Annotated in this window: 8 protein-coding genes, 3 tRNA genes and 1 riboswitch; of the genes, 7 read left to right on the top strand and 4 right to left on the bottom strand. The window is 54.3% G+C overall.

The annotated features are described in order from the left end of the window. Positions 1 to 22: 22 nt before the first annotated feature. From cobO to cobU, 4 genes are read right to left on the bottom strand one after another with little or no spacing between them, the layout of a single operon-like run. On the bottom strand, positions 23 to 652 hold the full coding sequence (cobO, locus tag PsW74_RS05020) for a cob(I)yrinic acid a,c-diamide adenosyltransferase (protein ID WP_063289152.1): 630 nt from the start codon (positions 650 to 652) through the stop codon (positions 23 to 25). 2 nt (positions 653 to 654) lie between these two features. Continuing rightward, the gene (cobN, locus tag PsW74_RS05025) at positions 655 to 4,410 is read right to left on the bottom strand and encodes a cobaltochelatase subunit CobN (RefSeq protein ID WP_063289153.1); all 3,756 of its coding nucleotides are present in this window, start codon (positions 4,408 to 4,410) and stop codon (positions 655 to 657) included. Continuing rightward, positions 4,410 to 5,534, bottom strand: a complete 1,125-nt coding sequence (gene cobW / locus PsW74_RS05030; RefSeq protein ID WP_063289154.1) for a cobalamin biosynthesis protein CobW — start codon at positions 5,532 to 5,534, stop codon at positions 4,410 to 4,412. Before cobW ends, cobN begins: the two co-directional genes overlap by 1 nt. Further along, complete coding sequence (gene cobU, locus PsW74_RS05035; protein ID WP_082830483.1) at positions 5,531 to 6,091, bottom strand: bifunctional adenosylcobinamide kinase/adenosylcobinamide-phosphate guanylyltransferase; 561 nt, start codon at positions 6,089 to 6,091, stop codon at positions 5,531 to 5,533. Before cobU ends, cobW begins: the two co-directional genes overlap by 4 nt. Positions 6,092 to 6,226: 135 nt before the next feature. Next, a riboswitch (cobalamin riboswitch) is annotated at positions 6,227 to 6,436 on the bottom strand. A 260-nt stretch (positions 6,437 to 6,696) separates the two neighbouring features. On the opposite strand from cobU, the gene PsW74_RS05040 reads away from it, so the two are divergent. The 7 genes from PsW74_RS05040 (at position 6,697) to PsW74_RS05070 (ending at position 12,003) form a co-directional block, all read left to right on the top strand. Then, positions 6,697 to 6,771: transfer RNA gene (locus tag PsW74_RS05040), tRNA-Asn, on the top strand. 39 nt (positions 6,772 to 6,810) lie between these two features. Next, a tRNA-Asn gene (locus PsW74_RS05045) sits at positions 6,811 to 6,885 on the top strand. A 39-nt stretch (positions 6,886 to 6,924) separates the two neighbouring features. Further along, positions 6,925 to 6,999 (top strand) — tRNA-Asn (locus PsW74_RS05050). A 712-nt stretch (positions 7,000 to 7,711) separates the two neighbouring features. Continuing rightward, entirely contained in the window at positions 7,712 to 8,401 is a 690-nt protein-coding gene (locus PsW74_RS05055) for a hypothetical protein (protein ID WP_063289155.1), read from the top strand. A 245-nt stretch (positions 8,402 to 8,646) separates the two neighbouring features. Further along, positions 8,647 to 9,684, top strand: a complete 1,038-nt coding sequence (locus PsW74_RS05060; RefSeq protein ID WP_063289156.1) for a cysteine synthase A — start codon at positions 8,647 to 8,649, stop codon at positions 9,682 to 9,684. A gap of 96 nt (positions 9,685 to 9,780) precedes the next feature. Beyond that, a complete protein-coding gene (gene cls / locus PsW74_RS05065; RefSeq protein WP_063289157.1) occupies positions 9,781 to 11,211 on the top strand; it encodes a cardiolipin synthase in 1,431 nt (476 codons plus the stop codon). A gap of 72 nt (positions 11,212 to 11,283) precedes the next feature. Next, positions 11,284 to 12,003 (top strand): SDR family NAD(P)-dependent oxidoreductase, encoded by a 720-nt coding sequence (locus PsW74_RS05070; RefSeq protein WP_063289158.1) that lies wholly within the window; start codon positions 11,284 to 11,286, stop codon positions 12,001 to 12,003. Positions 12,004 to 12,062 lie beyond the last annotated feature (59 nt).

Raw genomic sequence — 12,062 nt, forward strand, 5'->3', positions numbered from 1 at the left:
GCGAAACGGATGACGTCACAACTTAAAACTCAATGCCTTCCTGCGGCTTCACGCCAGAGCGGAATGGATGCTTGATCTGGCCCATCTCAGTCACAAGATCAGCAATCTCAATCAACTCGTCCTTCGCATTCCGACCTGTGATAACCACATGAACATCCTCAGGTTTTTCATCACGCAGGTACGCAACAACCTCTTCAAGAGGTATGTATTCGTAACGCAATACAATGTTCAGCTCATCCAGCAAAACCATCTTATGTTCACGAGAGCTGATCAGCTCCTTTGCCGCATCCCAGGCAGCGTGTGCAGCTGTGATATCTCGCTGGCGATCCTGAGTTTCCCATGTAAAGCCTTCGCCCATGCGTTTGATGGTGACGAGATCAGAGAAGCGATCCAATGCCATGCGTTCGCCGGTCTCCAGGCGGCCTTTCACGAACTGTACGACAGCCACTTTATGACCATGACCGAGGCTGCGAAAGATCATGCCGAAACCAGCGGTGGATTTGCCTTTCCCCTTGCCGGTATGGACGATCAGCAGTCCCTTCTCGATGGTCTTAGTCGCCATGATCTTATCGCGCGCAGCCTTCTTCTTACGCATCTTTTCAGCGTGGCGCGCGTCCAGATCTTCTTCACTCATGTCAGCCTTGGTAACCATTCTTATTCCCCTCCACCCATGAGCGCGCGTCGCAGCTCCATTAAGTCCTCAAAGGCGCTGTTTCGTTTCGGCACCCACATATCTCTTTGAATGATCTCTAAAAATCGCTCTGTCATTTCCAAAAGCGCTGCAGAATTCTTCTCTGCAATAAAGTCCCGCACCTCATCATCATAAAGATATGCATCATAGAGCTGATCAAAATGATGGTTAGAGACTGCATTGGTCGTCGCCCCAAAAGCAAAGAGATAGTCGACCGTGGCCGCCATCTCAAAAGCACCTTTATACCCGTGGCGCATCACACCTGCGATCCATTTTGGATTGGCAGCTCTTCCTCTGACAACCCGCCCGATTTCCTCAGAAAGCGTGCGAATGACAGGGCGTTCAGGGCGCGAATGGTCGTTGTGGTAGACGTGCGGAGCATCGCCTTTGAGCGTTTCAACAGTTGCGGCCAAACCGCCCTCAAACTGATAATAGTCATCAGAATCAAGGAGATCGTGCTCTCTGTTGTCCTGATTGTGAACCACTGCATCAGCATGGGTGAGCCGGGTGACCAGATCGTCTCTGGCTTGCTCGCCTTCTTGCGAACGGCCATAGGCATAGCCGCCCCATTCCAGGAAACTCTCCGCAAAATCCGCGCGTTTATCCCACAGCTTCTCGTCAATCAGCGCCTGCAGGCCAGCGCCGTAAGCCCCTGGTTTACTACCAAAAATCCGGGTGGAAGACCGCTTGCGCGCTTGTCCTTCTTCAACACCTTTCGCAAGTAATCCCCCAAGCTCAGTTTGGTACCGAGCCGCCAGAGGATTGGCATCATCAGGCTCATCAAGATCGCAAATCGCAGCAACGGCAGCGTCAAACAAATGTATGAGTTGTGGGAACGCATCGCGAAAAAAGCCGGAAATTCTGAGGGTTACGTCAACGCGAGGGCGTTGAAGCTCGGAAAGCGGAACAATTTCAAAACCTGTCACGCGGCCAGAGGTGTCTTCCCAGACCGGACGAGCCCCAATCAAGGCCAGCGCCTGTGCGATATCATCCCCGCCGGTGCGCATATTTGCGGTTCCCCAGCAGCTCATGGCGATGCTTTGCAGCCACTCGCCGTGCTCCTGAAAGTGCCGCATAATCAACGCGCTAGCGCTTCTCTCACCAAGCTTCCAGGCGACCTTTGTAGGAACGGAGCGAACGTCAACAGAATAAAAGTTACGCCCGGTCGGCAGCACATCAGGGCGACCACGCGACGGCGCACCCGATGGTCCGGGGGGGACAAACCGTCCGGCCAAGGAGGATAACACCCCGTCCACCTCAGCAGCGCCAGAGGCATCAACTGAGCGCGCGATGTCTTGCTCCAGCGCCTCCAACACGGCGCAAGTCGCTGTAAATCCAGCCGGAACCACCCGCTCACCAGAAACATACGCCAGCGCCAGCGCTTCCAGCCGCTCAACTGTATCCCCGCAGCTGCGCCACGGCGCGTCAACAAGCTCCTGCAAAAACACAGGCCGTTCACCAGTCCACGCCTGCTCAAAGGCACAATCCAGTGGATCAAACTCCACCAGATTCAAATCCTCAGCAAGTGCGCGTAACAGACTGTTCTCGTGAGGCTTTTCACCACGCGGCACGCGCAGCAAAGCCACCAGCAATTCGGCCCGTTGCTCTCCTGTTGGCGACTGCCCAAGAATGTGCAACCCATCGCGGATTTGTACCTCTTTCAGGTCACACAAGTAGGCATCGAGCCGTGCCAAACGCGTGTCCTCATCCATCTGCGATGTGAGGCCGATGTCTTTGTCCATACCTTCACGCGCAGCAACGCCAAGTATCTCTTTTCCAAGCGCTTTCAGGCGGCGATGGTCCACCCCTGCGGCGATGTAATACTCATCCAGCAACGCCTCCAGCTCCAGCGCAGAGCCGTGGCTCTCAGCGCGGGCCAGCGGAGGGGTAAGATGATCAATGATCACCGAGGATAACCGCCGTTTCGCCTGCGATCCCTCTCCGGGGTCGTTGACGATGAAAGGATAGATATTAGGCACAGGTCCAATCACGGCTTCCGGATAGCAAGCCTCTGATAAGGCGAGTGCTTTTCCGGGGAGCCATTCCAGATTGCCGTGCTTGCCAAGGTGGATAAGTGCGTCCGCCTCAAAGCTGTCGCGCAGCCACATGTACCAGGCAAGGTAATGATGCGGCGGAACAAGTGCCGGATCGTGATAAGTCTCTTTAGGATCAATGTTATAGCCGCGTGCGGGCTGAATGCCGACAGTGATATTGCCGTAAGTCTTAAGCGCCAGCTGGAAAGAGCCGTCCACAATATGCGGATCGTCCTCCGGCGCACCCCAGCGTTCCTCAATCCCCTCACGCACAGCCAAAGGCAGCTGAGAAAACAACTGCTTATAGCGAGCAAGCGCAAACACTTCCCCGCCTTTGCGTTGGTTTGCGTTGCTAAGTGCGTTGGTGGGGCCTGCCAGCAGGTCCTCTATCAACGCCTCAGAAGATTTCGGCGCATTCTCTACAACTCCATAACCTTCTGTTTTCATGGCGCAAAGAAGGTGCGCGCAAGAGGCAGGTGTATCCAGCCCAACCCCGTTTGCTATACGCCCATCCTTGTTGGGATAGTTTGCGAGCACTATGCCAATTTTGCGTTGATTTGCGTTTTTGTGTCTCAAACCCGCCCAATTGGCCGCCAGCGCTGCCACAAACTCAATCCGGTCCGGTTTTGGTACAAAGCGAACAAGCGAACATTGGGTCCTGACATCACGCCCACCTTCCTCCTTAAACGAGATCGCCCGCGTCAAAAGACGACCATCAATTTCAGGAAGCACCACATGCATGGCAAGGTCGCGCGGGGATAAGCCCTGATCGCTCTCCGCCCACCCTTCTTCCGAGGAAGATGACAAAACGATCTGCAGAACACATGCACCTGAGTTGTCCAACACCGTGCCGGAATGAACAGCACCTGCACTCGACAAAGCAAAGGCTGTGGCATTCAAAATCACGTCTGGCGGGCACTGCTCAAACACGCTGGAAACAACACCAGCGCATTCCGCAGTTTTCAGGCTCGCCACATAAAGCACCAGCGGGTTTATCCCCTGTGCCTCAAGCGCATGGCATAATGCCTGCACTGGCTCAATCGCACCGCTCTGGTACAATGCCCGATAAAACACAATGGCCGCGACCGGACGGCTTGGGTCTTTCCAGCTCGCCCGCACATCATCTAAGGAAGGAAGCGAATGCCCTTGCAGCACCAGCCCGGCCCGCGGCAACGCCATTGGCTCCGATGGTGTCTCAACAGGCAACTCAGTAATCTGCGCGGCATATAGCAAAGCGTTAGAAAAGTTCTCCGCCCCGCCCTCAATCAGATAGCGCCACAACATCTGCGCAACTGACAAAGGCACGGTGGAGCGCATCGCCAGCTCTTCGTCCCACTTGTCATCACCGGGCAGCAGAACCAGCTTCACCCCGTCAGCGCGGGCAGCTGCTTCCAGCCGCTCAACGCCGTAACGCCAGTATTCAACACCGCCCAAAAGGCGCACCACAACAAGCTTGGAGTCCTGAATGGTCTGCTCAACATAAAGATCAACAGAGTACGGATGCGACAGCGCCAGAAAACTGGCAAGACGAAGAGAGTAGCCCTCATGCTGGGCATGCGCCGCCGCAAGCCCGGCAAGCTCTGTGTCTGCTGCGCTTAAAAACACAACATCCGCAGGCGCCTGCTCAAGGTCGACGGCCTCTTCTCCATCATCCAATCGGCGTGATTGCCCGACAAGTACGTGCATCAGGCCTGAACCAACTCAAATTCACTCAGCGCAGCCTGCACACTGTGCTTGTCCAGCCCCGCAAGGCCGATCACAACAAGTTTGGAGTGGCTTTCACTGCCAGCCGCAAACCAGGCCTCCACACGCGGCCCAACCGCCTGCACTAGCACCGGCGCGGTTTTGCCCTCAACCACCACACTGCCCTTAATGCGCAACACACCAGAAACCTTCATGGCCGCTCCCACCTGAGCCTTCACCTCATCAATTGAGACGAACCGGCGGGTTGGCAGTACAAAACTCTCAAAATCATCATGAGAATGATCGTGATGATGGTGGTCGTGGTCGTGGTCGTGGTCCTGGTCCTGGTCCTGGTCCTGGTCCTGGTCCTGAGCATGCTGCGCTTCATGGTGAGAAAGGCGCAAGTCCATATCATCTTCTGCACCAGCATCCCGCCCAAGCAAAACATCCAGCGCCAGCTCGCCATGAGAGGCAGAAACAATCTCAACCCCATCGCGAACACGGCCACGGATCGTCTGCTTCACCGCCGCCAGCTCTGCCTCGCTCAAAAGGTCCGCTTTGGAAAGCACAACAAGGTCAGCACAGGTCAGCTGATCCGCAAACAGCTCTTCCACCGGGCTTTCATGGTCCAGCGCATCATCCGCCGCCCGCTGCGCAGCAACAGCCTCTTCATCGCAGGCTACTTTGCCAGCGGCAACAGCCGGTGCGTCTACCACGGTCACCACACTGTCAACGGTCACACGTGGCTTGACAGAAGGCCAGTTGAACGCACGCACCAACGGCTGTGGCAAGGCAAGGCCAGAGGTTTCAATCACAACCACATCCGGCACCTGCTCGCGCTCCAGAAGCATCTCCATGGTCGGCAGAAAATCATCAGCTACCGTGCAGCAAATGCAGCCGTTGGCCAGCTCCACCACTTCATCAGCAGAACAGTCCGGGTCAGCACAGCCATTCACCAGTGAGCCATCAAAACCCATCTCGCCGAATTCATTGACGATCAGCGCAATGCGCTTGTTCTGTGCCTTCATCAGCAGGTTGCGTACCAGCGTGGTTTTTCCGGCACCCAGAAAACCAGTGATAATGACAGCAGGGATTTTTTTAGAAGGTGCAGCAAAAGAAACAGTCATAGGGAAATCTCCGGTAAAACAGCAGGCTTCAGCTGCAAAGGCTGCCCAGCAGCCACAAACATCACAAAATGGCAGAGGTCGGCGATACGCTGGTTCAGGCGGCCAGCTTCATCTCGAAAGGCGCGGGCCATGGCGTTTTCAGGCACAATGCCCATGCCCACTTCATTGCCAACAAACACGACAGGGCACGGCAAAGAGCTAAGAACCGCCTCAAGCCGTTCAAGCTCCACGGTCCAGTCCCGCGACCCGTGCATAAGGTTGGAAAGCCAAAGTGTCAGGCAATCAACGAGGATCGCACGATCGTTGCTGGCATGCGTTTCCAGCACGCGCACAAGCTCCAGCGGCTCCTCAACAGTGTCCCAAAGGTCGCCCCGCTGCATCTTATGATGCGCGATACGCTCCTCCATTTCACCGTCAAAGGCCTGGCCTGTCGCGATATAAGTCGGGCGTCGCCCGCTGCTTATAACCAGCTTTTCCGCATATGCGCTTTTCCCGGAACGAGCTCCACCCGTAACCAAGCAATGGCGAACACGAAGGTCGCCTCTCTGTTCAGCCATCTGGGTTAGCTGGTCAGTAAGCGCAAAGAAGCCGGGGCTTCAATCAAAGAATATGAAAGTACAGCAACTGTCTCGCACGGAGACAGGAAAATATGCGTCATGAGCACCTCTCGCCGTCCACCCGACAGCAGTCCTATGTCAAATCATATCTCCAGCCGGTCTCCTGGCTTGCGGCTCAACCGACCATAGCCCCTTCCCAGCCCTTAAAAGGCCAGTGGGATTTTCGCTAAGGTCTCACCGCTCACAGTTGCGGGGGCAGCTGCGGCTTGTCTCCATAATATATGGAACCGCATTCCCGTTTAATCTTGTCATTCCAAAGCCTGAGCCGGAACAAAAAGAAACTGGAGTTCTGGCCTTAAGTGTGGGGCGCAATCAGCTCTCCTGTCAATTGTCTTTGTGAGGATTCCAACATCACCGGAAAATCAAACCCGCAAAATCCGCGGTTTTTGGAGATTTCTGGCTAACCCCCTTGGATATCTCAATAAAAAAATAGAGAAACTGTCCACAAATCGAAAAATACGCAAAAAACGACTTGGCAAACACAACATGCCTCTGTAAAAGCCTCCTCACGCAAACGGCGAGGCAAACTCGCAAGGGTGTCATGATCCCCGGTAGCTCAGTGGTAGAGCAAGCGGCTGTTAACCGCTTGGTCGCTGGTTCGAATCCGGCCCGGGGAGCCATCCTTTTTCGTTTGCAGCCATACGGCAAGATCATCGTGATCCCCGGTAGCTCAGTGGTAGAGCAAGCGGCTGTTAACCGCTTGGTCGCTGGTTCGAATCCGGCCCGGGGAGCCACTTCTTTTATCGATCAAAGCCAATGGCAACATAGTATGATCCCCGGTAGCTCAGTGGTAGAGCAAGCGGCTGTTAACCGCTTGGTCGCTGGTTCGAATCCGGCCCGGGGAGCCATACTTTTCTCTTTATCCTCCCCTTCCTCTTAAACAGCTCTTCTCTTCACAAAACACGTGCGTGTGCGTCTATCCAGAAAACAAGAAAAATGATGGGTAGAAAACCATGTTCACGCGAAGCGAAGGCGCAGCACTATCAAGTGCCGCTGGCCGAAGACATAAAGTCCATTTGGGTAGAACTCTCTTCCGCACAAAAGCGGAGGCGTTCCATTTTGCGCTAAAACTCACCCTGATCCTGCATATGGCCACCCACTGACCCAGCTCTGGCTCCTTCAATTTTTAGGGAGTTCATAAGTCTGGAGAGCTGTGCATATCAGCAACGAGCTCAAATACCGCCCGACAGCCCTTGGCACCCACAAAAAATTGGCCGAAATGAAGCGCTGTTCTTTCAAAAGCTTAGCTCATGCGGAAAAATACTAGATTTTTTTGCCATATGTACAAACTGCGATCTACATCACAGTTCTATCCAAATCATATAGCAAATCAACACAATGAAAATTTTACATAATAGCATTTAAATAACCTGAAAGTATAAATACGCGAAACATAATTTATATACAATTATTATGGCATAGATACTCTAAGTAAATGCGTATACCTCTAATATATCTAGTGCATATTATCATAATCACTACTAAGTGATGACTAGTGAAGTGCACATAATAAGGCGCCCCCTCTGGGAAAGTTGCTGCGTAAAAGTCAGGGAGCCATAAATGAGTAGTCTGTTGCCATCCTGCGGTCTGCCGCAAACCTTCAAGTTGCATCTCACAAGATCAGGGTTTCTTGCCGCCTGCATCGCTGCGCCACTCGCTTTGGCTGCGCCTTCGCACGCAGAAACGCCACCTGCCTCCTCGCCTGCCACAACATCCGGCCCTCAGCTCATCGAAAAATCCGATAATGGCAACACCTACGCCATGCCAGAGGACTATCTGGCCGTCACCGTTGCTCCGCCCTCCAAAACACCCTACGCCGATCCATTAGAGAGCGATTTGTCCATCTGGGTTGGTGAGGTGGAAATTGAGGGCCGCAAGACCCTGTGGGTCGAGCTGATCGATACCCACGGCGAAGTCATCTACAATTCTGAGGTCCAACAAAACGAGACGCATTTGCTTCCAGATGGCAGAGCCATCGCCGTCACCGTGATGCAGCCTGCCACTCACAACAAAGCACTGCAGTCTGCCAGCCTGAAGAAAGACCAGTCCCGCGTGCCAACTGATGAGCGCTTTATCATCACCCGCAAGGAAGCTTTTGCTCCGGCATTGGATACGCAGGTGAACCTGCTGGAAGTGCAGCCCGTCCCAAAGGAAGTCCATAACTCCTTCATGCTGCGCGCGGGTGAGAACGGCGAGATCCTCTGGAAAGCCACCAAGGATGCCATCACCTGGCTGGAAAGCAGATCCTGACGAAGGCTGGACTGCGCGCAAATCGATACTCTCTCAAATCGCATTTAGCGCACTCATTCGAAAGCCACGCACCCCGTGAGCAATTTTGTTCTCATGCGCAATCGCCAAGAGAATAATATCCTAGTCTGACGCACCCTTTGGCAGCCCATTTCTTGTTCTCGTGAGGTCAGCGCAGTAGCGTGGTCTCAAAAGGGGTAAACACCCGCATTCTGATTTTTGGTCATACGAATTATTTGAGAGAAACTATGGATACGCGCGCCTCTGCCATCGAAGCCATCGGCAACACTCCACTTATTCGCCTCAAAGGCCCCTCCGAGCGAACCGGCTGTGAGATTCTCGGCAAAGCCGAGTTCATGAACCCGGGCCAGTCCGTCAAGGACCGCGCCGCGCTCTTCATCATCAATGACGCAGTCAAACGCGGCACGCTCAAGCCGGGCGGCATCATCGTGGAAGGCACGGCTGGCAACACCGGCATCGGCCTCGCACTGGTCGGCAACGCTCTGGGCTACCGCTCTGTCATCGTCATTCCGCAGACCCAGTCTCAGGAAAAGAAAGACATGCTGCGCATCGCTGGCGCTGAGCTGATCGAAGTTCCCGCTGTCCCCTATAAGAACCCGAACAACTACATCAAAGTCTCGCAGCGGGTCGCAGAAGAGCTGAACAGAACCCACCCGCAAAGCGCCATCTGGGCCAACCAGTTTGATAACACCGCCAACCGTCAGGGCCACATTGAAACCACTGCTCAGGAAATCTGGCAGCAGACCGACGGCAAAGTGGACGGCTTTATCTGTGCGGTCGGCACCGGCGGCACGCTTGCCGGCACCGGCATCGGCCTGAAGGAAAAGAACCCGAACATCAAGATCGGCCTTGCAGACCCACACGGTGCAGCGCTTTACAACTACTACGCCCACGGCGAACTGAAGTCCGAAGGCTCCTCCATCTCGGAGGGCATCGGTCAGGGCCGTATCACCGCCAATCTGGAAGATGCACCGATCGACATCCCTTACCGCATTTCTGATGAAGAAGGCCTGCTGATCAACTTCGAACTTCTGGAACACGAAGGCCTCTGCCTTGGCGGTTCTTCCGGCATCAACGTCGCTGGCGCAATCCGCCTCGCAAAAGAACTCGGCCCCGGCCACACCATCGTGACCATACTGTGCGACTACGGCACCCGTTATCAGGGCAAGATGTTCAACCCGACCTTCCTGCGCGAAAAAGGCCTGCCAGTGCCAGAATGGATGGAACGCAAGTCCGAAATCGCCATTCCATTTGAATCTGCCTGACCTTAACGGAAAGCACTGCACAATACGCCAAGAGGTTTTGACCATTCCTCTTGGCACAGCTATAAGTAGGTCCTCGCATTACAGGAGTTGTAGCGCTTGGAATCCTCATTTAGCCTTCTTCCCCTGATCGCAATTTTCAGTGTTCTTTTCTATGCTTTGGCAGTCATTTGCGCCATTCGCGAGATCATGTATTCGCGCACCTCGCAAGGCAGCATTGCCTGGCTGCTCTCCCTGTTTTTCATCCCCATGCCAACAGTCCCGCTCTACTTCGTCTTCGCATGGAAGCGGCTGGATGATTACATCGAGGTCCGCGATGACATCTCCCAGATTGAAGCGGACGTCCTCAATCGCCACACACCGTATGTAGACAGCGCAGCCAACAGCCAGTGGCCGGTGCACACCCGTGTAGCCTCGGTGCCTTTTCTCGCCAACAACCAGTGTGACCTGCTCATCGATGGTCCAGCTATGTTTGCCTCCATCATTGAAGGCATCCGCACCGCCGAAAGGCATGTTCTTGTCCAGTTCTTCATCATCCGCGAAGACAGCGCAGGACTGGAGCTGGCAGATGCCTTGATTGAACGCGCCAAAGCGGGCCTACACGTTTGCCTGCTTTACGACGACATCGGCTCCCGCTCTCTTTCCACGCAGTACCTCACGCGCCTGCAGGACGCTGGTGTCCGCGTCAGCGCGTTCAACAGACGCCACCGCCTCATGCGTATGCTCGGCCCCATGCGCCTCAACTACCGCAACCACCGCAAAGTCGTGGTCACAGACAGCAAACACTGCTGGATCGGCGGCCACAACATCGGTGAGGAATATCTGGGGCTGTCAAAAGAGTTTGGTCACTGGCGCGACACTCATGTCAAAGTCACGGGCCCGGCAGCACTCGCAGCCACACTCTCCTTCAGCGAAGACTGGCAATTTGCAACAGGCAAGACACTGCAACTGGAGCTGCCCTCCTCCTTCTCCCAAACGGGTGGGGAAAGCGTCATGGTCATGCCGACAGGTCCGGCAGACATTCAGGAAGACTGCGCCATCACGTTTGTGGAGAGCATTTCAAGAGCCAAGAAACGCATCTGGATCGTCAGCCCCTACTTTGTACCGGGCATTGAGGTCCTCACAGCCCTCTACGCAGCCGCTTTGCGCGGCGTGGACGTCCGCATCCTCCTGCCGGAAAAAGCCGACCACTGGCTCGTCTGGCTCGCCAGCTATGCCCATGCAGATAACCTCGCCAGCCATGGCATCAAGGTCTATCGCTATCTGGAAGGCTTCCTGCACGAAAAGGTCATCCTCATCGATGAGGAGCTGGCTGGCATCGGCACAGTCAATTTTGACAACCGCTCCTTCAACATCAACTTCGAAATCACGCTCTGGTTCACGGGTCAGAACATGATCGAGAAGACAGAAGAGATGCTACAGCAGGATTTCAAAGGCGCCCGTCAGACAGACCGATTGGAACTCAACAACCGCCGCTACGCCTTCCGCGTCCTCGCCCAGGCCGCCCGCCTGTTCTCACCTATTTTGTAGGTCCTTATTTCTTGGCTACCGATTACCTTTGCAAAAGCGATTGCTCGCCCTGAACATTAGAATATTAATTGAATGACCCACGCACAGAAAAAAGTTGTTTTGATTACCGGAGCAGGACGCGGACTAGGTTACGCGACAGCAGTTGCGTTCAAGGCCGCAGGCTATGAAGTTATTGCAACAGCACGTGACACCTCTGAGAAGCAGGATAAAGCGGGCCTCAATTGGAGACCGCTGGACGTGAAAGATGCCGCAGCCTGCAATGAAATCATCGCCGACGCGTTTGCTGACTATGGCCGACTGGATATCTTAATAAACAACGCCTCAGGTTACACCGGCGGCATGCCATTCGATAAGCTATCTGATGATGAGATCATCGCAGAAACAGATATCACACTTAAAGCCCCAATGCTCCTCTCCAAAGCTTTCATGAAACACGGAAAACACCAAGGATTTGGGAAAATCATTTTCATTGGCTCAACAGCAGGTCTCAACAACCGAGGCGCGACCAGTAAGTGGGCAGCCTATTCAGCAACCAAAGCAGCAATACTTCGATTTTCTGAAAGTCTGCAAGGCGATCTCTATGCCTACGGGATGCAAAGCCATGTCATCATCCCAGACAATCTTCGGGAAACAGAAGACATGACAGAACTGTCTCAGGAAGCCGCCACATCATACGAAGCGGTATCTGAAGCACTTTTGTTTCTGGCGCAGCTTAAAGGCAACCTCTCAATTTCTCGCATGGACATACGCCCGGCTATCATTGCAAGCAATGATGTACCCAATAAGTCCTAAACACTTTAGAGCACCCTCCGAAATAGTGAGTACGCTTCAGTAGACTTGCGTTGGGGCAC

The sequence above is a fragment of the Pseudovibrio sp. W74 genome, assembly GCF_001623085.1.
Classification (GTDB): Bacteria; Pseudomonadota; Alphaproteobacteria; order Rhizobiales; family Stappiaceae; genus Pseudovibrio.